This is a genomic window from Pseudoduganella flava (genome assembly GCF_007830495.1).
GTDB lineage: Bacteria > Pseudomonadota > Gammaproteobacteria > Burkholderiales > Burkholderiaceae_D > Rugamonas > Rugamonas flava.
Genome location: NZ_VLKW01000007.1, coordinates 1 through 24,619 on the forward strand (window position 1 = coordinate 1; position 24,619 = coordinate 24,619).

The 24,619-nt window shown below is 65.6% G+C and carries 23 protein-coding genes, 1 tRNA gene and 1 rRNA gene; 11 read left to right on the forward strand and 14 right to left on the reverse strand.

All coding sequences use genetic code 11. The annotated features are described in order from the left end of the window. Nucleotides 1-87: ribosomal RNA gene (locus tag IP92_RS17925) — 16S ribosomal RNA — on the reverse strand; the annotation flags it as partial. Between the two features lie 350 nt (nt 88-437). Then, nucleotides 438-1,214: an enoyl-CoA hydratase gene (locus IP92_RS17930; RefSeq protein ID WP_145877522.1), complete on the reverse strand. Its 777-nt coding sequence runs from the start codon at nt 1,212-1,214 to the stop codon at nt 438-440. A gap of 73 nt (nt 1,215-1,287) precedes the next feature. On the opposite strand from IP92_RS17930, the gene IP92_RS17935 reads away from it, so the two are divergent. Continuing rightward, on the forward strand, nt 1,288-2,559 hold the full coding sequence (locus tag IP92_RS17935; RefSeq protein WP_229418835.1) for an MFS transporter: 1,272 nt from the start codon (nt 1,288-1,290) through the stop codon (nt 2,557-2,559). A gap of 76 nt (nt 2,560-2,635) precedes the next feature. After that, nucleotides 2,636-3,076 (forward strand): universal stress protein, encoded by a 441-nt coding sequence (locus IP92_RS17940; RefSeq protein ID WP_145877525.1) that lies wholly within the window; start codon nt 2,636-2,638, stop codon nt 3,074-3,076. Nucleotides 3,077-3,097: 21 nt separating this feature from the next. On the opposite strand, the gene mltA is transcribed toward IP92_RS17940, so the two are convergent. Both mltA and apaG read right to left on the reverse strand, forming a co-directional pair. Further along, nucleotides 3,098-4,324 carry a murein transglycosylase A gene (gene mltA, locus IP92_RS17945; protein WP_145877528.1) on the reverse strand — a complete coding sequence of 409 codons (1,227 nt, stop codon included), beginning with the start codon at nt 4,322-4,324 and terminating at the stop codon, nt 3,098-3,100. 168 nt (nt 4,325-4,492) lie between these two features. Continuing rightward, entirely contained in the window at nt 4,493-4,867 is a 375-nt protein-coding gene (gene apaG / locus IP92_RS17950) for a Co2+/Mg2+ efflux facilitator ApaG/CorD (protein WP_145877530.1), read from the reverse strand. 160 nt (nt 4,868-5,027) lie between these two features. Between apaG and rpe the strand changes: the two genes are divergently transcribed. From rpe to trpC, 7 genes are all read left to right on the forward strand, one after another. Further along, nucleotides 5,028-5,693 (forward strand): ribulose-phosphate 3-epimerase, encoded by a 666-nt coding sequence (rpe, locus tag IP92_RS17955; protein ID WP_145877533.1) that lies wholly within the window; start codon nt 5,028-5,030, stop codon nt 5,691-5,693. A 2-nt stretch (nt 5,694-5,695) separates the two neighbouring features. Beyond that, nucleotides 5,696-6,394 carry a phosphoglycolate phosphatase gene (locus IP92_RS17960; protein ID WP_145877535.1) on the forward strand — a complete coding sequence of 233 codons (699 nt, stop codon included), beginning with the start codon at nt 5,696-5,698 and terminating at the stop codon, nt 6,392-6,394. Between the two features lie 268 nt (nt 6,395-6,662). Then, nucleotides 6,663-8,159, forward strand: a complete 1,497-nt coding sequence (gene trpE / locus IP92_RS17965) for an anthranilate synthase component I (protein ID WP_145877537.1) — start codon at nt 6,663-6,665, stop codon at nt 8,157-8,159. Between the two features lies 1 nt (nt 8,160). Further along, on the forward strand, nt 8,161-8,730 hold the full coding sequence (locus tag IP92_RS17970; protein WP_145877539.1) for an aminodeoxychorismate/anthranilate synthase component II: 570 nt from the start codon (nt 8,161-8,163) through the stop codon (nt 8,728-8,730). Between the two features lie 4 nt (nt 8,731-8,734). Beyond that, a complete protein-coding gene (gene trpD / locus IP92_RS17975) occupies nt 8,735-9,772 on the forward strand; it encodes an anthranilate phosphoribosyltransferase (protein WP_145877542.1) in 1,038 nt (345 codons plus the stop codon). Nucleotides 9,773-9,781: 9 nt separating this feature from the next. Next, nucleotides 9,782-10,420: a LysE family translocator gene (locus tag IP92_RS17980; RefSeq protein WP_145877544.1), complete on the forward strand. Its 639-nt coding sequence runs from the start codon at nt 9,782-9,784 to the stop codon at nt 10,418-10,420. Between the two features lie 7 nt (nt 10,421-10,427). Beyond that, entirely contained in the window at nt 10,428-11,228 is an 801-nt protein-coding gene (gene trpC / locus IP92_RS17985) for an indole-3-glycerol phosphate synthase TrpC (protein ID WP_145877546.1), read from the forward strand. Between the two features lie 287 nt (nt 11,229-11,515). Here the strand turns inward: trpC and IP92_RS17990 are convergent, their stop codons facing one another. The 8 genes from IP92_RS17990 to dkgB all read right to left on the reverse strand — a co-directional run bounded on the left by IP92_RS17990 (nt 11,516) and on the right by dkgB (nt 20,943). Beyond that, nucleotides 11,516-12,682, reverse strand: a complete 1,167-nt coding sequence (locus tag IP92_RS17990) for a GGDEF domain-containing protein (RefSeq protein WP_158206792.1) — start codon at nt 12,680-12,682, stop codon at nt 11,516-11,518. Nucleotide 12,683: 1 nt separating this feature from the next. Then, complete coding sequence (locus IP92_RS17995; RefSeq protein ID WP_145877550.1) at nt 12,684-14,555, reverse strand: M61 family metallopeptidase; 1,872 nt, start codon at nt 14,553-14,555, stop codon at nt 12,684-12,686. Then, nucleotides 14,552-15,124 (reverse strand): nucleotidyltransferase family protein, encoded by a 573-nt coding sequence (locus IP92_RS18000; protein ID WP_145877552.1) that lies wholly within the window; start codon nt 15,122-15,124, stop codon nt 14,552-14,554. The genes IP92_RS17995 and IP92_RS18000 overlap by 4 nt, the downstream gene beginning before the upstream one ends. 2 nt (nt 15,125-15,126) lie before the next feature. Next, nucleotides 15,127-17,349: a xanthine dehydrogenase family protein molybdopterin-binding subunit gene (locus tag IP92_RS18005; protein ID WP_145877555.1), complete on the reverse strand. Its 2,223-nt coding sequence runs from the start codon at nt 17,347-17,349 to the stop codon at nt 15,127-15,129. 10 nt (nt 17,350-17,359) lie between these two features. Next, nucleotides 17,360-17,818 carry a (2Fe-2S)-binding protein gene (locus tag IP92_RS18010; RefSeq protein WP_145877557.1) on the reverse strand — a complete coding sequence of 153 codons (459 nt, stop codon included), beginning with the start codon at nt 17,816-17,818 and terminating at the stop codon, nt 17,360-17,362. A gap of 128 nt (nt 17,819-17,946) precedes the next feature. Continuing rightward, complete coding sequence (locus IP92_RS18015; protein ID WP_145877559.1) at nt 17,947-18,672, reverse strand: DsbC family protein; 726 nt, start codon at nt 18,670-18,672, stop codon at nt 17,947-17,949. 48 nt (nt 18,673-18,720) lie between these two features. Beyond that, on the reverse strand, nt 18,721-19,935 hold the full coding sequence (locus IP92_RS18020; protein WP_145877561.1) for an FAD-dependent monooxygenase: 1,215 nt from the start codon (nt 19,933-19,935) through the stop codon (nt 18,721-18,723). Nucleotides 19,936-20,133: 198 nt separating this feature from the next. Beyond that, on the reverse strand, nt 20,134-20,943 hold the full coding sequence (gene dkgB / locus IP92_RS18025; protein ID WP_158206791.1) for a 2,5-didehydrogluconate reductase DkgB: 810 nt from the start codon (nt 20,941-20,943) through the stop codon (nt 20,134-20,136). Between the two features lie 156 nt (nt 20,944-21,099). On the opposite strand from dkgB, the gene IP92_RS18030 reads away from it, so the two are divergent. After that, nucleotides 21,100-21,175 (forward strand) — tRNA-Phe (locus IP92_RS18030). A 42-nt stretch (nt 21,176-21,217) separates the two neighbouring features. Beyond that, entirely contained in the window at nt 21,218-21,358 is a 141-nt protein-coding gene (locus tag IP92_RS29945; RefSeq protein WP_158206790.1) for a hypothetical protein, read from the forward strand. 51 nt (nt 21,359-21,409) lie between these two features. Here IP92_RS29945 and IP92_RS18035 read toward each other — a convergent pair whose 3' ends face one another. Together IP92_RS18035 and rdrB are read right to left on the reverse strand one after the other, a co-directional pair. Then, complete coding sequence (locus IP92_RS18035) at nt 21,410-22,054, reverse strand: hypothetical protein (RefSeq protein WP_145877565.1); 645 nt, start codon at nt 22,052-22,054, stop codon at nt 21,410-21,412. 2 nt (nt 22,055-22,056) lie between these two features. After that, nucleotides 22,057-24,618 carry an antiviral RADAR system adenosine deaminase RdrB gene (rdrB, locus tag IP92_RS18040; RefSeq protein WP_145877568.1) on the reverse strand — a complete coding sequence of 854 codons (2,562 nt, stop codon included), beginning with the start codon at nt 24,616-24,618 and terminating at the stop codon, nt 22,057-22,059. Nucleotide 24,619: the final 1 nt, after the last annotated feature.

Sequence of the window (24,619 nt, forward strand, 5' to 3'; positions counted from 1 at the left end):
AGGCCGAAGCCCGCGCTGCCGTTCGACTTGCATGTGTAAAGCATGCCGCCAGCGTTCAATCTGAGCCAGGATCAAACTCTTCAGTTTAATCTCTGTTTTTCCGGCATCGCTGCCGGAGGTCGCCCACTCAAAATACTGACGATCCATCCGAAGATGGATACGTATTTTGTGCGAGCATTTGATGCTATATGTTTTGAGCTTCGGCAGACCAGCTGCCGGGCACATCATCAAACGCCCACACTTATCGACTGTTGATTGTTAAAGAATTCTGCCCTTACAGGCCTTGCTACGTTAGCGACAAATCGTTGTGTTTGTCAGCAGCAGAGAAGCGAAATTATGCGGTGTTTCGTGCGTTTCGTCAAGCTTCTCTCTTTCTCACATCAAGCTGCTTGTTTCACTTTCGTGACAGCTGCGTTGCTGCGAGGGACAGAACTATATCAAAGCCCCTCGAAGTTTGGCAAGCGTTTTTCGAGGAAGGCGTGCATCCCTTCGCGTTGTGCCGGCGTACCGAACGCGGCATGGAACATGCGGCGCTCGTAACGCACCCCTTCCGTCAGCGGCACTTCGTACGCGCGGTTCACCGCTTCCTTGATCTGCATGGCGACCGACAGCGGCATCGCGGCGATCGTCGCGGCCACGGCCAGCGCCTCTTCGATCAGCTTGTCCGCCGGGACCACCCGCGACACCAGCCCGGTGCGCTCCGCCTCCGCCGCATCGATCGTGCGCGCGGTCAGCAGCATGTCCATCGCCTTGGCCTTGCCGATCGCCCGAGGCAGCCGCTGCGTGGCACCGGCGCCCGGCGTGACGCCGATCTTGATTTCCGGCTGGCCGAACTTCGCGCTGTCGGCCGCGATGATGAAGTCGCACATCATCGCCAGCTCGCAACCGCCGCCCAGTGCATAGCCGGCCACGGCGCCGATCACCGGCTTGCGTACTTTCAGGATGTGTTCCCAGTTGCGGGTGATGTAGTCGTCGCGGTACGTGTCCTGGTACGTGTAATCGATCATCGCCGGGATGTCCGCGCCAGCCGCGAACGCCTTCTCGCTGCCGGACAACACGATGCAACCGATCTGCGGATCCTCGTCGAACAGGGTGAACGCTTCGCCCAGCTCGTTCATCATGCGGTCGTTCAGCGCGTTCAGCGCCTTCGGCCGGTTCAGGCGGATCAGCGCCACCTTGCCGTGGACTTCGACGATCAGGTCTTCATATTGCATGCTTGTCTCCCAGGACGGTTCGATCGGGCGATTGTAGCGTCATCCCCCAGCCGCTGCTATGATCGGATGACCGATGCCCGCCAACCTTTTCTCCTCCATCACCGAGCGCTGGCGCAGCGATGCGCTGCTGGCCGATCCCAACTTCCGCCGCTACTGGGCGAACGTGGTGCTGACAAGCTTTGGCGCGCAAATCGGCGCGATGGCGCTGCCGCTGTGCGCCGCCCTTCTGTTGCACGCGACACCGGCGCAGATGGGCATCCTGACCGCGTCGCAGGCGATTCCATTCGCGCTGTTCGCGCTGCCAGCCGGGGTGCTGCTGGACCGCAGCCGCAAGCTGCCGATCCTGCTGGCCAGCAAAGCCGTCAACGGCCTCGCACTCGCGTCGATCGCGGTTGCGTGGTGGCTGGACTTGCTGGGCATGCCCTGGCTGTACCTGGTCGCGGCGACGGTCGGCACCTGCTCGGTGATCGGCGGCGGCGCCGACCAGATTTTCCTGACCCTGCTCGTCGGGCGCGACCGCATCATCGAGGCGCAGTCGCGCTTCATCACGACGGATTCGATCTCGCGGCTGCTGGCGCCGGGCCTCGCCGGTGTGCTGATCCAGGCACTGACGGCGCCCGTCGCCATCCTCGTCGACGCGGCCACGTTCTTCATCTGCCTGCGCAACCTCACGCAGATGACGGTGCGGGAGCCGGCGCCCGTCCCCAGCGACAAACATCCGCTGCGCGACATCCACGACGGCTTCCTGTTCATCGGCAGCCAGCCGCTGCTGCGCACGCTCGCGTGGCTGGCCGGCTTCTGGCACGTGATCTTCTATGGCTACCAGGCGCTGCTCGTACTGTATGCGACGCGCGACCTGGGTCTCTCGGCCGGCATGCTGGGCGCGACGAACATCGTCGGCGGCGCCGGCGTGCTCGCCAGCTCGTTCCTGCTGCGTACCCTGAACCGCCGCTGGGGTGCCGGTATCACGATGCTGTGCGGGATCGCGTCGACGGCGCTCGGCTTCGTGCTGGTGCCGACGATTCCCGCCAACCTGTTCGGCACCACCAACGGCTCGGCCGCGGCGCTGGCCGTCCTCACGTTCTTCGTCGATTGCGGCGTGATCCTGTTCCTCGTGCCGTACACGTCGCTGCGGCAGAAGATCACGCCGGACGAGATGCTGGGCCGGATGGTGTCGACGATGCGCTTCCTGACCGTCGCGGTGGCGCCGCTGGGCGCGCTGGCGGCCGGCTACCTGGCCGACCGCTTCGGCTTGCGCGCGGCGCTGTACTGCGTGGCCGGTGGCGGCCTGCTGCTGACGGCGGCGATGCTGTCTTCGCGCGCCATCCGCGGCGTGCGCCCCTGAGCGGACGGCGAAGCGTGCGCCCCTGAACAGGCGGCGGTTCTACACTCCCAGTTGCCTAACTTGCAAGGGGACCGCCATGTTCAAGAACATCCTGTTACCCACCGACGGCTCGCCGCTGTCGGAAAAAGCCACCGCCACCGCGGTGCAATTCGCCAAGGTGCACGGTGCCCGCATTGTCGGCGTGTGCGTTGCCCAGCCGTTCCCGTTCGTCCCGCTGTCGGATGGCGGCGCCGTCGTGCCGGATGCGGAAGTGTTTGAAACCCAGTTGAAGTCGGCCGCGCAGACGCACCTGGCCAAAGTGGCCGCGGCCTGTGCCGCCGGCGGCGTGCCGTTCGAAGGCGTCGTCGGCAACTCGCACAATCCCTACGAGGAAATCGTCAAGGCGGCGGAAAAGCACAATTGCGACATCATCGTCATGGCGTCGCATGGCCGCAAGGGCCTGAACAAGCTGTTCCTCGGCAGCGAGACGCAGAAGGTGCTCGCCCACACGACGCTGCCGGTGCTCGTGCTGCGCTGACGCGCCGCCTCCCGGACGTAGTCAGCGGGTGGGCCGCGGCAGCAGCACCCAGACCTGGCCGCTCTGCTTCATCCGCCCAGCGTTCTCCGCCGCCTCGGTCCCGAACCCGAAGAAGAAGTCCACCCGGATGGCGCCCTTGATGGCGCCGCCCGTATCCTGCGCCATCACGAGGCGCTGCAGCGGGATGTCGCTGGCCGGCTGCGTCGTCGCCAGGTACAACGGCACGCCGAGCGGCATCTGCGAAGCATCGATCGCCACCGAACGCTGCGGCGTCAACGCCATGCCCAGCGATCCCTTCGGCCCCACGCTGGGGTCGGGCAGCTTTTCCTCCCTGAAGAACACATAGCTCGGATTCGTGTTGAACAGTTCCTGGCGGCGGGTCGGGTGGCCGGCGATCCACGCCTTGATGCCCTGCGCGGACGCCTGCTCCGGCGTCAGCTCGCCCTGCTCGATCAGCCATTTGCCGATCGATTTATACGGATGGCCGTTCTGGTCCGCGTAGGCCACGCGCACCGTCTCGCCCGTGTCGAGCTGCACCCGGCCGGAGCCTTGCACCTCGAGGAAGAACGCTTCGACCGGGTCGTCCACCCACAGCAGCTCCCTGCCCTTCAACTCGGTGCGTGCGATCTCTTCGCGCGTCGCATACGGCACGACCTTGCGGCCCTGCAGCCGGCCGCGCACGCGCTTGCCCTTCAGGTCCGGGTAGACGGTGGCGAGGTCGATCGTCAGCAGGTCGTCCGGCACCTTGTGCAGCGGGGTCTGGTACGGGCCGACCTGCTTGCGCGAACCGCGCAGCAGCGGTTCGTAATAGCCGGTCACGAGGCCGGTATCGGCACCGTCCGGTGCGATCACGCGGTGTGGCTGCAGGAACGTCTCCAGGAACAGGCGCACCGCGCGCTCGTCGTCGCCGTTCACGGTACGGGCGATGCCGCACACTTCCTTCCACTCGGCCCGCTTGCCGATCACGGCGCAGGACGACTGGAACGCCGGCCAGGCGGCGCGCACGTCGTCGCGCTGCCAGCCGGGCAGGTCGGCGAACGACGCGGGCACGAAAGCGGTCCGGGCCGGCGGGGCCGGCGGCGCCGGTGTGGGCGGCACCGGTTGCGGAACGGGTTGGGGTACCGGCTGAGGCACCGGTGCGGGCGCCGGCTTGGGCGGCGTCACACAACCGGCCAGCAGCGCGGCCAGCAAGCCGCCAAGGACGAGAAACCGGGAAGAACGGGGTAGACTACGGCGTGCAAAAGACATGGGGGCTGTATGTGGTATCTGATGATCGAGGCATTGGTGGCGCTGTTCCTGTTCGTCTTCATCGTCTGGTGGACGCTGCCGCGCAAGAAAAAGACGCCGCCGGCCGAACGGCCGGACCAGCCTGAATGATATAGGCTCGCCCGCCGCACGCACAGCGGGCTGACGCCGTCAGTGCAGGGTGTGCGGCAGCGACAGGATGAATTCCGGGATCTTCGCTTCGAACTGATGGCCGTCCTCGGCCACGCAGAAGTATTCGCCCACCATCGAACCCTGCGGGGTCTGCAGCGCCGTGCCGCTGGTGTACTCGAACTGCTCGCCCGGCTGCAACAGCGGCTGGTGCCCGACGACGCCGAGGCCGCGCACTTCCTGCTTGTGGTTGTTCGCGTCCGTGATGATCCAGTGGCGCGAGATCAGCTGTGCGGCCACCGTCCCGACGTTCTTGATCGTGATCGAATACGTGAACACGAAGTTGGTGCGGTCGGGGTCGGACTGCTCGGGCAGGTACTGCGTCCTGACCGACACAGCGAATTCATATTGGGCCATCGATGTTCCTCGCTACTGGGCTGGTGCCAAAAAATCAAATATGGCGTTTTATTAATTCGGGCTCACATTGCACCCGATTTCGGCGGCGCGCGCAAGCCGCGTACCGCAGATAACGGAGGAGCGGCGTAAAATAGCGCATCTTTTTTCTACCCATGTTGTCATGACTACTTTCCGCATCGCCCCCAGCATCCTGTCCGCCGACTTCGCCCGCCTCGGCGAGGAAGTGCGTAACGTCGTCGCCGCCGGCGCCGACATCATCCACTTCGACGTGATGGACAATCACTATGTGCCGAACCTTACCGTCGGCCCGCTGGTCTGCCAGGCGATCCGCCCGCACGTGCAGGTGCCGATCGACGTGCACCTGATGGTCAAGCCCGTCGACCGCATCATTCCCGACTTCGCCAAGGCGGGCGCGAACATCATCACGTTCCACCCCGAGGCTTCCGACCACATCGACCGTTCGCTGCAGCTGATCCGCGACCACGGCTGCAAGGCCGGCCTCGTATTCAACCCGGCCACGCCGCTGTCCTACCTCGAGCACGTGATGGACAAGGTAGACATGATCCTGATTATGTCGGTGAACCCCGGCTTCGGCGGCCAGTCGTTCATTCCGCAGGCACTGAAGAAGATCGAACAGGCACGCCGCCTGATCGACGAATCGGGCCGCGACATCATGCTGGAAGTCGACGGCGGCATCAAGGTCGAGAACATCGCCGCCGCCGCGAAGGCCGGTGCTGACACGTTCGTGGCCGGTTCGGCGATCTTCGGCCAGCCCGACTACAAGGCCGTGATCGACGCGATGCGCACCCAACTGGCGGCGGTGTAACCATGACGGCGCCCCATCCCCTCGCCGGCGTCCGCGCCGCCATCATCGACCTGGACGGCACGATGCTCGACACCGTGCCCGACTTCCACGTTGCGATCAACCGCATGCGCGGCGAGCTGGGATTGGCGCCGATCACGGCGGAGCAGATCAAGAACATGGTGGGTAAAGGTTCCGAAAACCTGATCCGCAGCGTGCTCTCGCTGGACCATGACGACGAAGCCGTCGAGCAGCACTTCGCCGCCGCGATGGACGCGTATCAACGCCACTACCTGGCCATCAATGGCCACCACAGCACGCTGTATCCGGACGTGGCGGCCGGCCTGACGGAACTGAAGGATGCCGGCATCCGCCTCGCCTGCGTGACGAACAAGCCGCTGGCGTTCGCGCTGCCGCTGTTGAAGCTGAAGGAACTGGACGGCTATTTCGAAGTGATCTACGGCGGCGACTCGTTCGCGAAGAAGAAGCCGGACCCGCTGCCGCTGCTGAAAGCCTGCGAGTACTTCGGCCTGCCGCCGGAGCAGGTGGTGGCGATCGGCGACTCGTCGAACGATGCGCAGGCCGCCCGCGCGGCCGGTTGCCCGGTGCTGACGGTACCATATGGTTATAACCACGGAGAGTCTATACACGAGACGGATTCCGATGGTATAGTTGACACGCTGCTTCATGCGGCTGAGCTTATCAACTCGCACAACCACAGCTGAATTTCGGCTAAAACGTCAAACCTGTTACGGTCGTCATCAACGATGTTTCTGAACAAAAGACACAACGTTACTCACCGGGGCTCCATCGAGGCCTGGCTGTGGCGACGCTGGCAATCCTGGGCTAACTAAGCCACATTGATTGCTGCCGTCGGAGACTTCGCTCGACTTATCCCTTCCTAGCACTCTCCCGGCAGGTTTTTTGAACCTCACCGCCACCACCATATCTTGGTGTAGACATTGATTGTCGGGTGGCGGCTTGGAGAGAAGCATGACCGAACTCGAATTCAAATCGCTGGCCACGCAAGGCTACAACCGTATCCCCCTGATCGCGGAAGCGTTCGCTGACCTGGAAACGCCGCTGTCGCTGTACCTGAAACTGGCGCAGACGCAGAACGCCGGCAAGAACACGTTCCTGCTGGAGTCCGTCGTCGGCGGCGAGCGCTTCGGCCGCTATTCGTTCATCGGCCTGCCCGCGAAGACGCTGCTGCGCACGACGGGCAGCCATACCGAGATCCTGCAGAACGGCGAAGTCGTCGAAACGCACGACGGCAATCCCCTCGAATTCATCGAACAGTACCAGGCCCGCTTCAAGGTGGCGCTACGCCCGGGCATGCCGCGCTTCGTCGGCGGCCTGGCCGGCTACTTCGGCTACGACACGGTGCGCTTCATCGAGAAGAAGCTCGCCAACAGCGCGCAGAAGGACGACCTGGGCCTGCCGGACATCCAGCTGATGGTCACGGAAGAACTGGCCGTCATCGACAACCTGTCCGGCAAGCTGTATCTGATCGTGTATGCCGATACGACGCAGCCGGAATCCTATTCGAAGGCGCGCCAGCGGCTGAAGGACCTGAAGGCGCTGCTGCGCCGCGGCGTCGATGCGCCGGTGACGTCGTCGTCCGTGCGTACCGAAACGATCCGCGACTTCGACAAGGAAGCGTATCTGGCCGCCGTGCTGAAGGCGAAGGAATACATCATGGCGGGCGACCTGATGCAGGTGCAGATCGGCCAGCGGATCAGGAAGCCGTACGTCGATTCGCCGCTGTCGCTGTACCGCGCGCTGCGCTCGCTGAACCCGTCGCCGTACATGTACTTCTATAACTTCGGCGACATGCAGATCGTCGGCGCATCGCCTGAGATCCTGGTCCGCAACGAGACCCTGCCGGACGGCGAGAAGAAGGTCACGCTGCGCCCGATCGCCGGCACGCGCCCGCGCGGCAGCACGCCGGAAAAGGATGCGCAGCTGGCCGAGGAACTGCTCGCCGATCCGAAGGAGGTCGCCGAGCACGTGATGCTGATCGACTTGGCCCGCAACGACCTGGGACGCATCTCGGAGACGGGCAGCGTGAAGGTCACGGACAAGATGGTCATCGAAAAATACTCGCACGTGCAGCACATCGTGTCGAACGTCGAAGGCCGGCTGAAGTCCGGCATGTCGAACCTCGACGTGCTGCGCGCCACCTTCCCGGCCGGCACGCTGACCGGTGCGCCGAAGGTGCATGCGATGGAAGTGATCGACGAGCTGGAGATCAGCAAGCGCGGCATCTACGGCGGCGCCTGCGGCTACCTGTCGTTCGGCGGCGAGATGGATGTGGCGATCGCGATCCGCACGGGCGTCATCAAGGACGGCATGCTTTACGTGCAGGCCGCGGCCGGCGTCGTCGCCGACTCGATACCCGAGATGGAATGGCAGGAAACGGAAAACAAGGCGCGCGCCGTGCTGCGCGCGGCCGAGCAAGTGCAAGATGGCCTGGATGGGGAGTTCTGACATGCTGCTGATGATCGACAATTACGACTCCTTCACCTACAACATCGTGCAGTACTTCGGCGAGCTCGGTGAGGACGTGCGGGTCTACCGCAACGATGAAATCACGATCGAACAGATCGAGGCCTTGAACCCGGACCGCATCTGCATCTCGCCCGGCCCGAAGGCGCCGGCGCAGGCAGGCATCTCGGTGGACGTGCTGAAGCACTTCGCCGGCAAGAAGCCGATCCTCGGCGTGTGCCTGGGCCACCAGGCGATCGGCGAAGCGTTCGGCGGCAAGATCATCCGCGCCAAGGAAGTCATGCACGGCAAGACGTCGCCGATCGCGCACACGGGTGTCGGCGTGTTCAAGGACTTGCCGAGCCCCTTCACGGTGATCCGCTACCACTCGCTGGCGATCGAGCGCGCGTCGCTGCCGGCGTGCCTGGAAGTGACGGCATGGACGGACGACGGTGAAATCATGGGCGTGCGTCACAAGGAATACGACATCGAGGGTGTGCAGTTCCACCCCGAATCGATCCTCTCCGAGCATGGCCACGCCATGCTGAAGAATTTCCTCGACCGCCAAGGATAACGCCATGCCGATCACTCACCAGGAAGCCCTGATCCGCTGCATCGAGCACCGCGAGATCTTCCACGACGAGATGCTGCACCTGTTCCGCCAGATCATGAGCGGCGAGATGTCGCCCGTGATGGTGGCCGCGCTGACGATGGGCCTGCGCGTGAAGAAGGAAACCATCGGCGAGATCACCGCCGCCGCCCAGGTGATGCGCGAGTTCTCGACCAAGGTGCCGATGGCCGACACGACGAACCTGCTGGACATCGTCGGCACCGGCGGCGACGGTGCGCACACGTTCAACATCAGCAGCGCGGCGATGTTCGTTGCCGCCGCCGCCGGCGCACGCATCGCCAAGCACGGCGGGCGCAGCGTGTCGTCGTCGTCCGGCAGTGCGGACCTCATCGAATCGCTGGGCGCCAACATCAACCTGAAACCGGAACAGATCGCGCAGTCGATCGCGCAGACGGGTATCGGCTTCATGTTCGCGCCGAACCACCACACGGCGATGAAGCACGTGGCGCCGGTGCGCCGCGAGCTGGGCGTGCGCTCGATCTTCAACATCCTGGGCCCGCTGACGAACCCCGCCGGCGCGCCGAACATCCTGATGGGCGTGTTCCATCCGGACCTCGTCGGCATCCAGGTGCGCGTGCTGCAGCGCCTCGGTGCGCAGCATGCCCTCGTCGTGTATGGCCGCGACAATATGGACGAGGTGTCGCTGGGCGCCGGCACGATGGTCGGCGAACTGGTCGACGGCGAGATCCGCGAGTACGAAATCCATCCGGAAGACTTCGGCCTGGCGATGATCGCGAGCCGCAACCTGAAGGTGGCCAACGCGGCCGAATCGAAGGCCAAGGTGCTGGGCGTGCTGTCCGGCGAGACGGGGGCCGCGACGGACATCGTCGCGCTCAATGCCGGCACGGCGCTGTATGCGGCCGGCGTGACGCCGTCGATCGAGGTGGGCCTCATCAAGGCAAGGCATGCGATCGAATCGGGCGCGGCGCTGGCGAAGCTGAAGCAGTTCGTCGAAGTCACCCAGGCGCTCGGCGCCAACAACTGACGGGGCACCATGTTCGGCATCCACGACCTGGGTCTCTTCATCGTTTCGGGGCTGCTGCTGAACATCATGCCCGGCCCCGATTCCCTACTGATCATGGCACGCAGTGCGGCGCAGGGCTGGCGTGCCGGCGTTGCCGCCGCGCTGGGCATCGGCACGGGCACGATGGTGCACGTGCTGGCGGCGGCAGTAGGGTTATCCGCGCTGCTGGCCACGTCCGCGACGGCGTTCACGGTGGTGAAGTGGGTGGGCGCGGCGTACATCGTCTGGTGCGGCATCGGCATGCTGCGCGCACGGCTTCGGTCCGAGGCCGTGGACGCGCCGCCGCCACCGCCGCCCCTGCCCTTGCGCCGCATCTATGCGCAGGGCTTCCTGACCAATGTGCTGAACCCGAAGGTGGCGCTGTTCTTCCTCGCGTTCGTGCCGCAGTTCATCGACGCTGATGCGACGAACAAGCCGCTGGCGTTCGTGATCCTCGGCTGCATCTTCAATTTCAACGGCATGTTGTGGTGTAACGGCCTGGCACTGTTCACGGCGTTCGCCAGCGCGCGGCTGAAAGTCAAACCGCTGGTCGCGCTGTGGCTGAACCGCGTCACCGGCAGCCTGTTCCTCGTGCTCGGCGCGCGTCTCGCGCTGGCCGATCGTCATTAAGAAAACCATGTCCGACATCCTGAACAAGATCCTGGCCGTGAAGGCCGACGAAGTGGCGGCCGCCAAGAAGCACCGCAGCCTTGCGAGCCTGCGCGCCGACGTCGAAGGCGACCGCGAATCGCGCGCCGCCATCCGCGGCTTCGAAGCGAGCCTGCGCGATCGCATTGGCGCAGGCGCCGCGGGTGTGATCGCGGAAGTGAAGAAGGCTTCGCCGTCGAAAGGCGTGCTGCGCGCGGACTTCCGTCCGGCCGACATCGCTGCCAGCTACGCGGAAGGTGGCGCGGCATGCCTGTCCGTGCTGACGGACGAGCAGTTCTTCCAGGGCTCGACCGAGTACCTGAAGGCCGCGCGCGCCGCGTGCACGCTGCCCGTGCTGCGCAAGGACTTCCTGGTCGATATGTACCAAGTGTATGAAGCGCGCGCGATGGGCGCGGACTGCATCCTGCTGATCGTCGCCGGGCTCGATCACGGCCTGATGGCCGAGATGGAAGCATGCGCGCACGAGCTGGGGATGGACGTGCTGGTCGAATCGCACGACGGCGACGAGCTGACGGCCGCTTTGACACTGAAGACGAACCTCATCGGCATCAACAACCGCAACCTGCGCACGTTCGACGTCTCGCTGGACACGACGCTGAACCTGCTGCCACGCATCCCGGCCGAGCGGATGGTGATCACCGAGTCCGGCATCCTGTCGCGCGACGACGTCGCCCGCATGCGCACCGCGAACGTGCACGGCTTCCTCGTCGGCGAAGCGTTCATGCGCGCCGCCAACCCCGGCACCGAACTGCGCCGCCTGTTCGACTAAAACGTCGCAACAACCCAACAAAAACCGTTGCTTCACCACTGGGGACTGTCCCTCGCTTCTGGAAATATTTCCTGAATCGAGGGACAGTCCCCGAATTTTGGCAACATCTCGCCGTCAGAGTGAAGCGCCGGGAGACGCCCCTGAAGCACCGCGCCGATTCGACCAAAACGTCACACCAAAACAACGAAGACTGTTGCTGCGCGGGGCGGGACTGTCCCTCGTTTGAGGAAATATTTCCGGAATTGTGGGACAGTCCCTCGAAGTTGGAAATGTTGGCGGGTTGAAGGTCAGGCGGCGGCGCGGCCCGCTTCGATGCGGTCGCGACCGTTTTCCTTTGCGCGGTACAGCGCGGCGTCGGCGCGGCTCATCAGTGGCTCAAGGCCTTCGGCGGGGTCGGACTGGACGGCCACGCCGATGCTCGCCGTGCACGATGGCAGGTCGCCGGCGCAGGCTTCGCGCAGCATGGCCTGGATGCGATGGGCGACGCCGAGGGCGCGCTTCAGGTCCGTCTCCGGCAGCAGCACGCTGAATTCCTCGCCGCCGAAGCGCGCCAGCACGTCGGTCTCGCGCAGCGCGGCGGAGATCATCTGGGCCACGCTCACCAGCACGCGATCGCCTTCCGCGTGGCCGTACCGGTCGTTGATGCGCTTGAAGTAGTCCAGATCGACGCACAACAGCGCCAGCGAGCGCGAACGCTGGCGCATGCGGGCCATCCGCGCCACCTCGCGGGCATAGGCTTCGCCGAAGCCGCGCCGGTTGAACACGCCGGTCAGCGGGTCGCTGGCCGAGCGGCGTTCGAGGATGATGCGCATGCGCTCGTACGCCACCATCAGGAAGCCCACGGACAGCAACGCCGGTTGCAGCGCCGTGATCGCCAGGTAAAAGCCCTGGAACACGCCGGGCCGGGTAACGTCCACCACGGCCGGGCCGTGCGTCAACGCGAGGATGCCGCGGATCGCGATGAGCGACGTGTTGATGGAGATGAGCGAGCCGAAGAACCACGTGGCGAGCTTGCGCCGGCCGTGCCGCAGCACGAGCAGCAGCATGGTGCCGTTTATCAGCGTCATCGGCAGCGCCATCCACACTACCCGCGCCGCGTAATCGGGCGACACGATCAGGAAGTACAGCATGCCCGCCAGCGCGAAGCCACAGGCACCGCCCAGCATGAGCCAGCCCCTGGCCAAGCCGTAGAAGCGCTGCAGCCCCATCAGGCACAAGCCGTTCCCGAACACGAACAGCACGTTCGCAATGGGCAGCACGAGCAGGTCGGGCAGCGAGCCGCGTAGCGCGAAGCAGAACGCGGACAACACCTGCACCGCCAGCGCGGCGCCCCAGTGGCTGATGCCGCGCACCTCGGCGGGAAAGCCGCGGCGCGCGCCGAACAGCACGGCACTCATCACGGCGCACATCAGCGCCGCCATCAGCACGACGCTGAATGGGTCCAGCAGCCGCACGTCAGCGTTGCATCGTCGGGCGCGCGACGGCCAGCTTGCGCTCCGCATCGAGTGCCAGCGTGATGCCGGGCACGCGATCGCCCTGCAGCTGCACGGCGAACGTCATCAGCTCGTCGCGCCGGAACGCATGCACCTCGATGGTGTCGCCGACCTGGTAGCGGGCCAGCAGCGTATCGAGATTGGCCGGATTGCCGGTCACGCGCAGGCCGTCGATCGCCACCAGCAGGTCGCCCGCCGACAGGCCGGCGCGATGCGCGGCACCGCCCTCGTGGACAGCCGACAGCTTCGCGTCGGCGCCATCGCGGCCGATGTTCGCGTCCAGGCTCGGCTTGCGCGATTTGCGCTCGTCCGTGTACTTGACGCCGAACGGTGCCAGCAGCTTCGCCAGCGGCACGTCTTCGGTGCCGCGGATGTATTTTTCAAAGTAGCTCTTCAGCTTCATGCCGCTGATCTCGTCGAACAGCGCTTCGACGTCGGCCGGGGTCACGCCGCGGCGGCCGTCCGGATAGAAGTCGCGTCCGTAGCGCTGCCACAGCGCCAGCATGATGTCGTCCAGCGAGCGCTTGCCGCCCGTCTTCGCGCGGATCGTCAGGTCCAGCCCGAGGCCCACCAGCGAGCCCTTGGCGTAGTAGCTGACGATCGCGTTCGGCGCGTTCTCATCCTGCCGGTAGTACTTTCCCCAGGCGTCGAAGCTGGAATCGGCCACGCTCTGCTTGGTGCGGCCGGCGCCGCGCAGCACGCTGCCGACCGTCTTGCCCAGCGTCTTGTAGTACGCCTGTTCCGTGATCATGCCGGAGCGGACGAGGAACAGGTCGTCGTAATAGCTCGTGAAGCCTTCGAACAGCCACAGGAGCGGCGTGTAGTTCTCCACCTGCAGGTCGTACGGCGCGAACACGGCAGGCTTGATGCGCTTCACGTTCCACGTATGGAAGTACTCGTGGCTGCACAGGCCGAGGAACTTCACATAGCCCTCGCTGCGCTCCTTGCCCTGGGTTGCAGTCGTCGGCAGGTCGGCGCGGGCGCAGATCAGCGCCGTCGATGCGCGGTGTTCCAGGCCGCCGTAGCCGTCGCCGACAGCGAGGGTCATGAACACGTAGCGGTCCATCGGCGCCTTCTTCGTCTTCGGCTCGAAGAACGCGATCTGGGTTTCGCAGATCGCCTTCAGGTCGGCGCACAGCCGCGCCATGTCCAGGTTCGGTACCCGCCCCGTGATGACGATATCGTGCGGCACGCCATGCGCCGTGAACGTCGCCAGCGCGAAGTCGCCCATCTCGACGGGGCTGTCGATCAGCTCATCGTAATCGGCCGCCACATACGTGCCGAAGCCGTAGCGCTTCGCCTTCAGCTCCGGCAGCGCGGTGGCCACGCGCCACGTGCGCGCTGCTTCGTCGGCCGGGCGGACGATGTCCACCACGTGCGGCACTTCCTCCTGGCCCACCACGCGCAGGAACACGCTGGTGCCGTTGAAGAAGCCGTGCGTCTGGTCCAGGTGCGCGGCACGGACCGACAGGTCCCATGCGTACACTTCGTAGCGCACCACCAGCGGCCCGGTCACGGCGGGTGCCCGCCACGAATGCTTGTCGAGCTTCGTCAACGGCACGGCTGCGCCATCCACCTCGGCGTGGATGCGCACGATGTTGCGCGAGAATTCGCGGATCATGTAGCTGCCCGGGATCCAGGCCGGCAGCACCAGCACCTGGCCGTCCGCGGCGGGCCGGCGCACGGTCAGCGTCACCTCGAACAGGTGGGCGGCGAGATCCTTCGGCACGATCGCATACGCGACGTCCGGCGCGGCGGCGCGGGTCGCAACGGGCCGGCTCACCGGCGCCAGCTTGATCGGGGTCTTGTTCTTGAGCGAGGTTTTTTTCTTCATTGCAGATCGAGCGGCGTATCGACGTCGAGCAGGATGCCCGGATCGTCCACCGCGACTTCGTTGACGGTTTGGTTCCTGACGATGCCGCGCGCGCCCTGGTCTCCGGTGAGCGCGAGCAGCTGCGGCAAGTGGCGGCGGCCGAAGGCCACCGGATTGCCGCGCTGTTCCTGGTACACGGGCACGGCGATGTCCGCGCCCTGTTCGACCGCCAGCGCCAGCGCGGCGATCGTTGCCGGCCGCACGCGGGGCATGTCGCCCAGCGCCACCAGCCATCCCTGTGCGTCCGGCGCCTGGCGCAGGCCATGCACCAGCGACGCGGCCATGCCGCTGTCCGCAGCGCCGCACACAGTCACGTTGCAACCGAGTGCCGCCAGCTGCGCGGCCACGGCGTCGTCATCCGGTCGCACCACGGCAACCACGTGCGGCAGCGCCGCCAGCAAGTGCCGGGCACTGGCGGCCACGACGGCCTCGCCGCCATCGACCGGCTGCAGCAGCTTGTTGCGCTGCCCCAGCGGATCGAAGCGGCGGCCGCGGCCGGCCGCCAGCAGAATGCCGACGATGCCGGGCACCGTTACGCCGCCTGCGGCGCGGCGGCGGCCGCCAGGTCGAACGGCAGCTTGCGCAACCGCTTGCCCGTCAGGCGGAACAGTGCATTCGCGAACGCGGGTGCCAGCGGCGGCAGGCCCGGTTCGCCCACGCCGGTCGGCGGCTCGGTCGACGGCACGATGTGCACCTCGACCTGCGGCATGTCCGGCATGCGCGCCACGGTGTAATCGCTGAGCTGGTTCTGTTCCACCTTACCATCCTTCAGCGTGATCGCGGCGCCCGGCAGCGTCGTGCCGACGGCCATCAGGATCGCGCCCTGCACCTGCGCCTCGATCGTCAGCGGGTTGACGGGCTGGTTGCAATGCACGGCCGCCGTCACCTTGTGCAGCTTCGGCGTGCCGTTCTCCACGGAGGCCGTGACGACGTACGCGACCACCGTGTTGAACGACTCGTGCAGCGCCACGCCGTACGCCTGCCCCGCCGGCAGCTTGACGGTGCCGTAGCCGGACTTGCCGACGGCGAGATCCAGCGCCAGGTGATGCCGTTGATGCTCGGCCGGGATCAGCTTCTTGCGGTAGGCCACCGGGTCGACACCGGCGGCGACGGCCGCCTCGTCGATCAGCGTCTCCATCACGAATGCCGTGTGGGTCGAGCCGACGGAGCGCCACCACAGCACCGGCACGTTCGCCTTGGCGTTGTGAACGGAAAGGTTCAGCGGCACCTTGTACGGCTCGCCCATGCCTTCGACCATCGTCGCATCGACGCCGTTCTTCACCATCATCGGCTCGAACGGCGAACCGGTGATGATCGACTGGCCGACGATCGTGTGATCCCAGCCGACGATATTGCCTTGCGCATCGAGCCCCAGTTCGGCGCGATGCACGTGCGACGGCCGGTAGTAGCCGCCCTTGATGTCGTCCTCGCGGCTCCAGATCACCTTCACCGGGCCCGCGTGGCCCGCCTTGCCGTAGGCCTTGGCCACGTTGACGGCTTCGACGATGTAGTCGGACGTCGGCGTGGCACGCCGGCCGAAGCCGCCACCAGCCGTCATCGTGTTCAGCGTCACCTGCTCCGGCTTCAGGCCGGCCGCCTTCGCGGCCGCGGCCTGGTCCATCGTCTGGAACTGGCTGCCGGCCCAGATCGTGCAGCCATCCTTCTTCAGGTCGACGACGCAGTTCAGCGGCTCCATCGGCGCATGCGCCAGGTACGGGAATTCATAGACGGCCGATATCTTCTTCGGCGCGGCCGCCAGCTTCGACGTGTCGGCCTGCTTCGCCACGGTGCCCGGCTTGGCGGCCAGCGCGCGGAACTCGGCCATCTGCTGCTCGCTGCTGACCTTCTCGACGGCGCTCGTGTCCCAGTCGATCGACAGCGCGTCGCGGCCCTGCTTGGCCGGCCAGTAGCCGTCCGCGATCACGGCCACGCCGCTGCCGCCGCGGTCCGTCTCGACGGGCAGTACGGCCACCACACCCTTGATCTTCTTCGCCTGCGCGGCGTCGAACTGCTTGACCTTCGCGCCGAACACGGGCGGACGGGCGACCACGGCCACCTTCGCGCCGGCCGGCTTGAAGTCCATGCCGAACTGCTGGCTGCCGTTCGATTTCGCGCGCGCGTCCAGCCGCGGCATCGGCTTGCCGATGAAGCGGAATTTCTCGACGTTCTTCAGCACCACGTGCTCCGGCACCGGCTGGCGCATCGCCGCGTCGGCCATCTGGCCGTACGTGGCCTTGCGGCCGTTCGGGCCGGTCAGCATGCCCTTTACCGCCTTGACCTGGCTGGCGGGCACCTTCCATTCCTCGGCGGCGGCAGCGACGAGCATCGCACGCGCCTTCGCACCGATCTCGCGGTACTGCACCCACGAGTGGGCGACCGAGCCGGAACCGCCGGTGATCTGGATGCCGAACGACGGGTCCTTGTAGGCCTCGCCGGCCGGCGCCAGCGCGCCGCGGATCTGCGACCAGTCGGCATCGAGCTCCTCGGCGATCAGCATCGGCAGCGCCGTCTGCACGCCCTGGCCGAATTCGAGGCGATTGACCTGCACAGTGATCGTGTTGTCCGGCGCGATGCGCAGGAACGCATTCGGTTGTTCGGAAGGCTTCGGTGCCGCGGCGCGGGCCATGCGGCCGCCACCCGTCACCGTGAAGCCGAGCACGAGGCCGGCACCGGCCGCCTTGATGAAGCCGCGGCGCGATATACCTTCAGCGCCGGCAGCACCGGCACTACTGTCGTGGAACCATTCTTTGCGCATGTGTCCTCCGTCAGGCGATCGTCTTGGCCGCATCCTTGATGGCAGCGCGGATCCGTTGATAGGTGCCGCAGCGGCAGATATTGCCGGCCATGGCGTTGTCGATGTCCGCATCGGACGGCGCCTTGTTCGTCTTCAGCAGCGCGGTCGCGCTCATCACCTGCCCGCTCTGGCAGTAGCCGCACTGCGGCACGTCGTGCTTCACCCAGGCATCCTGCACGGCCTTGCCGACCTTGTCGTGTTCCATCGCTTCGATCGTCGTGATCTTCTGGCCGACGGCGGCGGAGATCGGCGTCACACAGGAGCGGATCGGTTGCCCGCCCAGGTGCACGGTGCAGGCGCCGCACAAGGCGGCGCCGCAGCCGAACTTCGTTCCCGTCATGTTCAGGTTATCGCGCAGCGCCCACAGGATCGGCGTCGAGGGATCGGCGTCGACCTGCGTATCGCGTCCGTTGATGTTCAAGGTGACCATGGATAGCTCCTTAGTTTGCGGCTGCTCGAGAGAGCTGTTAACGAAGCCGGCGCGCCCGAGGGTCGCGCCGGCATGCGCGGATTCTGATGTCCGCTTGGTGCTTCCTGCTGCTTCAGATGGTGGCTGGATTACTTCTTGATGGTGGCCAGTTTTTCTTCCAGCGCCTGCATGTCGATCGCGCCGGGGACGCGGCTGCCGTCCGCGAAGAACAGCGCCGGCGTGCCCTGCACGCCCAGCTTGCGGCCCAGCGCCAGCACCTTGTCGTTCGGCGCCACGCAGCCTGCCGGGGCGGACGGTGCCGGCTTGTTGTTGACCATCCAGTCGTCCCACGCGCGGTTACGATCGGCCGAGCACCAGATGTTCTTCGACTTCACCAACGAATCGGGCGACAGGATGTTGTACATGAACGTGTACACGGTGATGTTGTCCATCTTCGCCAGGGTCTGCTGGCGGAAGCGCTTGCAGTAGCCGCAGTTCGGGTCTTCGAACACGGCGATCACGCGCTTGCCGTCGCCCTTCACCGTCTTCAGCGCCAGTTCCAGCGGCAGGTCGGAGAACTTGATCTTGCTGATGTCGTCGATGCGGGCCTGCGTCAGGTCTTCGCTCGTCTTCAGGCTGAACACATGGCCGACGAACAGGTAGGTGCCCGTCTTGTCCGTGTAGCGGATCTCGTTGCCGATGCGGATCTCGTACAGCCCCGCGTACGGCGTCTCGCGGATCGCATCGATCTTCACGTCTTCGCCCAGCTTGGGCTCGACGTTCTTGCGGATGGTGGCTTCGACGCCGTTGTCGGCGCCCGCGCACGACATCAGCAGCGCCGATGCCAGCACGAGGCTGGTCTTCAATACTTTCATAGATTCTCCGGGCGGGAGAACGCGGCGGCGCTCTCCCTGGTGATGGGATCAGTGCCGGCCGAGCGCGTGCGACATCAGTTTGCGCTTTACGACTGGCAATTTATCGAGCAAGTTTAGCCCGAAATTGCGCACTGCGCGCACCGGTTCGAGATTCGCGCCGAACAGCCGTTGCAGGCCGTCGGTGGTGGCTTGCATCAGCAATACCTCCTCCTTGCGGGCGCGGGCATAGCGCGCCAGCACGCGCTCGTCGCCGATCGAGCGGTGTTCCTCGCACTCGCCGACGGCGCGCACCAGGTCACGCACGTCGCCGAAGCCCAGGTTCATGCCGTGGCCGGCCAGCGGATGCACGACGTGGGCGGCATCGCCGATCAGCGCGACACGCTGGGCCACCAGCGAATGGGGGCGGATCAACGACAGCGGGAACGCGCGCACGAGTTCCGGCTGCACGGGGGTCAGTTTGCCCAGTTTGTCGGCGGCGAATTCGGCGAGCCGGTCGGCCAGCGCCTGCGCGCCCTCGCTGCACAGCTGGTCGGCCAGCATGTCCGGCGCGGACCACACGAGCGACACGCGGTTGCCCGGCAGCGGCAGCAGCGCGACGATGCCGCGGTCGCACGTGAACCACTGGTGTGCGGCGCCGTGGTGCGGCAGCTCGGTATCGAAGTTGGCGACGACGCCCTTCTGGCCGTAAGGCTTGTAATCGAGGCCGATGTCGCACTGGCCGCGTACCCACGACTGGGCGCCGTCGGCACCGACGACAAGGGCCGCCTTCAGCGCGCTGCCGTCTTCGAGCTGCACGGTTGCGCCCTCCTCGTCGCATTTCAAAGCGATGGCGCGGCCGGCCACGAAGTGCACGTTCTGGGCAAAGCGCAGCGCGGCATCGAGCGCCTGGTTCAGGTTGCGGTCCTCGACGATCCACGCCAGCGCATCCTTATGGGCGCCGTAGGCATCGAAGTTGAGGTGGCCGGGCTGCTCGCCATCGCCCTTGACGACCATCGCATCGACCGTCGCGACGCGCTGCTGGTCCATCGCGCCCCAGACCTTCAGGCCTGACAGCAGGTCGTATGCCGTATGGTTCAGCGCATACACGCGCACGTCCCACGACGCTTCGGGGCCCGTGCCGGCCGGGGCCGGCGGCGGCCCGAGCAGGGTAACGCTCTGCCCAGCCTGGGCGAATGCCAGCGCGGCCGTTTTCGCGATGGCGCCATTGCCGACGATGCAGACGGCCGTCTGCACGTGCTGTTTGGAAGAGGATGGCGTGTTCATCCTGCCATTATAACTTTCACGGGCACAGGCCGCGCTCGAATGCCGGGCGGTTCAACACGCTGGCGGGAACCGCTTCGCACAGGCGAAGTCCACGAAGACCCTATGTAGCCGATGCCGAAGCCGGCGACGACGCTGCGGCATGCCGCACGGGCGACGGCGCCGACTTATCGGCGGAACCTGCACGCTGACAGTCCAAGGCTAGTCCCAGGCCGGAGCGATGCCTTCCGGATTGGCGATCCGCTCGTTCGCATCGAGTGCGGCGATGGCGGCCATGTCGTCGTCCGTCAACGCGAGGCTGGCGGCACGCAGGTTCGCCTCCAGGTTGGCACGCCGCGTCGACGACGGGATCACCGCATATCCCTGGCGCAGCGACCACGCCAGCGCCACCTGGGCGGGTGTCGCACGCAGCCGGTCGGCGATGCGGGCAATGACCGGGTCCTGCATCACCTTGCCATAGGCGAGCGGCATGTAGGCCGTTACGTGGATGCCATGCTCGCGCGCGAACGCGGCGACGGCGCGGTTCTGCAGGAACGGGTGGATTTCGACCTGGTTCGTCGCGATCGCTTCGGCGCCTACCGCGGCGATCGCCTCGCGCATGTGGCGGATCGTGAAGTTCGAGATGCCTATGGCGCCCGTCAGCCCGGCATTGCGCGCCTCCAGCAGCGCCTGCATGTACTCCGCGACAGGCACCGCGTCGCCCGGCGACGGCCAGTGGATCAGCGTCAGGTCGACCTGCTCCAGCTTCAACTTGGCCAGGCTGTCCTTCAGGCTGGGAATGAGCTTGTCGCCGGCCAGGTTGTCCGTCCAGATCTTCGTCGTGACGAACAGTTCGCCACGCGGTACGCCGCTTGCGGCGATCGCTTCACCAACCTCCACTTCGTTGCCGTAGATCTGTGCCGTGTCGATGTGCCGGTAGCCCAGTTCGAGGCCCGTGCGGACGGAATCGATGACAACCTGGTCCTTCAGGCGGAATGTGCCGAGGCCGATGCTGGGGATGATGTGTTGCATGGTGCGCTCCTTGATGACGAGGAGCACATGATGCCTTTTCGCTTTGTTGAGAAAAACCACCGGCTGGGCAAATGATCTTTGAGACGAGCGCAACGATAGCAAAATCCACGGGGGACTCTTGCAACTCTGCATTTGCCTGCTATAATGCTGCCTCTTGGCCTGGTAGCTCAGTTGGTAGAGCAGAGGACTGAAAATCCTTGTGTCGGTGGTTCGATTCCGCCCCGGGCCACCAAGATTCAACAAAAACGCCACCTTCGGGTGGCGTTTTTGTTTTGTGGTCCGTCTCTTGCACTTCGACACGGCACCATTGCCGCCGTTCGACTGCGCCGCCGCGCAGCGCCTGTGGGACGGTAACGAGAGCGAACCGGCGCGGACGACGGCACCGGCCGGCGCGGCAGCCACCGCCGCACCGTAATTTCCGCTGACTTCTTCTTGCTGCTCGCGCCGTTCGCCGCGCCGGCAGCAATCAACTCCCGAGCTTTGCCTTCAGCGCATCGAGCGTAAAGAACGTATCGCCGACGTAATCGCGGTACTTGTCGACCGCGCACGCCTCGGCCAGTTTGCGCAGTTCCTCTTCTTTCTTCGCCTCGTCCGTGTACTGGTTCACCGTCTCGACGCGCGTCAGGTAGAACTGGCTGCGTGCATGCGCGCGGGTGTAACCGAAGGTGCGGTCGAGGATCAGCCCGCATGCGAGCAGGAGTACCGCGTGCAGGAAGCGGACAAGCACGAGGGTCAGCGCGTCGCCGTGCAGGAACACGGCAGGCACCACCAGCGCGGCCACGATCAGCGTACCCCCGATTCGCTCCGGCAGCCGGCCGTCCAGACGCCAGTCCACGCACAGGAGCAGCAGGATCACCGCGACGGCCGCTTGCACGGGTGTCGACATGACCGGCTCGAAGACGCTTTTGTCGAAGTAGGAGAAGAGGTTCAGCGCCGGCTTGCCATCCTTCGCTTCCTCTTTCCATGCAAACGCGAGCAGCAGGAACGCGCCGAATACCAGCGCATAGATCGTGCCGATGGCGGCGAGCCGCCGCGTGATGTAGCTGGCTAAACTGGCGGATTTCTCGGTGCCATTGAGCTGTGCCTCAAACGAGGGGTTCTGTTGCGTCATTGTTATTGGCTTTCTTCGAATACTGGAAGGTGATTGCGATGGAATTCATCGAGGCCGAACTGCCGCAGCCGCTCCTGCCATGCCTCGACGCACGTGCGCGAGTAACCCAGGTCGCGCGCTGCTTCGCCCAGCAGGGCGTACTCGGTGCGTAACGTCGTCGGCATGATGCCGGGGTCGTCCGTGTTGACGAGCACCTTGATGGGCCCGCGCCGCAAGCCGAACCGGTTCCACCGCTCCCCTGCGCCGAGGCAGGATTCGTTGGGCGGATACCAGCGAAAGATCGGGTGCTCGCTGTGGTTCTCCAGCCGCGCGATGTACACGTTCGACGTGGGATTGGCTTCGATTATGAGGCCCATCACGTCGTAGTGATCGAGCAGGTGGTCCTGCAGCGCGCACATGAATTCGAGGTCTTGCTCGGTCTCTTCGTCGTGCAGCAAATTGCCGGCGCGGGGTGGCGGCAAGTCGCTGCCCGAACCTGACGGCTGCCGGATCAACACGTTGCGGGGCTTGGCGGCGGGGTCGCGCTGCTGATACAGGAAGTACAGCCGTTCAGGCGTGCTTGCCGTATCGTGCTGGTGCTCCACGAGGCGGTCGTAATCCGGCGCCGCGGCGCGCAACTTGGTGTCGTAGATACGCGTGGGATTGCTCAGGATCTGGTAATGACAATTGCGGCGCAGCGCCCAGGCATCGTGCAGGCACTGGGGCGTGACGTCGAGCCGCGTCTTGCTCCAGCTGACGTGCGGCAGGAAGCTGGCGATGCGGCGCTCCAGGCGGGGAATGATCTGCGCGGCCAGCGGCAGGCGCGCGCTCAGTTCGCAGGCCTGGTGCCAGGCCCACACGAGGTTGTCCACGTGCTCGTCCACCGTCAACAGCATGTCGCCGTGGCGCGCGACCCATGCCTGCGGCTCGATGCCCAGCGCGAGGCCGTGGCCGATCCGGTCCCCGGCGCGCATGTCGCAGAAACGCACGGTTTCGTCGACGTGCCGCATCCCGGAGAGCGGGTGCGCGTAGTCTTCGCCGGCATGAATGCTGAGGTGAAAACCCGCCGAACCCTGCTCGCCCGGAGGGCGCGACAGCAAGCCGCGGCGCAGCCAGCGCAACACCGGCGCGAACACTTCGCTGCGCACCAGGTTTTCATCGCCGGCGACGTCCAGCCCGCGCAGCCAGCGCCCCGGATAGAAGCGATAGTTCGGGTTCAGGTGGCCGCCCAGGAACTCGTCCAGGTTCCAGCCGGATTCCTCCTCCAGTGCCCGGGCAAATCGCTCCGCATCTTCCCACAGCACGCGCCGCTCGTTGGCGTACTTCTCGCGACGCAGGAAATGCGCACAAAAATGCCACCGCTCCATGTGCTCCACGTAAGGGCGCACCGCGGCCTCGGGCAGCGGCATGCCGAACTCGGGCGCCACAACGCCGCCATGCCTTGCCACCGCTTTCGCCACCTTGCCGATCATTCCGGCACTGAACGAATCCGGGCTCGTCTTGATCTCCGCAAGATCCTGCCTGCCCGCGAACATACGCGCGACGGCATCCTGCATCTTGACGTCGAACTCGATCGTGTCGCGCAGCTTGTTACGGTAGTACATGTCCGTGAACCTCGTGAGGCCCTGTCCGTCCATGATCAACCCGCGGCGAAACTGCATCAGGCTGCCGAGCAGATAGAAGATCACGACGCGGGCATACTCGACGGTGGCCGGGTCGCGGAAGCTGTACCACAGATAGATCACGAGCCAGCGCCAGGCCAGCCCTTGGTCCTCGGCGACCATCGCGGAAGCCAGGCGAGCTTTCAGCCAAGCCCCGCCCATCGTGTAGGCGTGGCCTTGCTCGTCGGCCAGCAAGGCCCAGTCCATCCGCTCCGGCGTGCCGATTTCGCGACCGGTCAGCACGTTCCTGCACTGGTCGCGGAACTTGTTGGAGTCCCCTTCCCCTTTCCGCAACGGTTCTTCCAGCAGCAGCTTCGTCAACTGCCGCAGTGGTGCGAACTTGCTGTTGAATTGCGCGGCAAGTTCGCCGTCCAGGTTGCCCAGCAGTGCCAGGGCATCGAAATGGATACCGCCGAGATGCACGTGGCCCTCGGCGTATTGCCGGTTGGGCCGGGGTGGCGGTGCGAAGAACGGTTGCTGGCACGCGACGACGCGGGCCATATCGCGCGGCAGCACGTCCCCGTTCAGCGCCCAGCCGGCGATGTGCCAGCCGGCCAGCAGGGTCGGTTCGACGTCGGCGGCCAGCCGCGCGTAGGCCTGCACCTGGTCGTCGCGGTACTGCAGGAAGTCGCCGTTGCGCTGCATGAGCTGTCCGAACAGGTCATCGAACAGCGGCCATTTCCCGCTCGTGAACAGGTCGTCGGGCCACCACACATCGAACGCACGCGCCAGGTCGTTCAGCCGGAAGCGATGCGGATGCTGGCGGTCCAGGTCCTCGGCCAGGGCCTTGCGGCAATCGCTGGTCAGCTTCTTGTCATCGATCGGCGTGACCTGCTCGCGCAGGTACGCGCGCAGGCACGCTGACAGTTTCTCACTCGAGAAGGCGGCGCCTGTCGCGAGCTCGGTCAAGGACCGTTTCAGCATT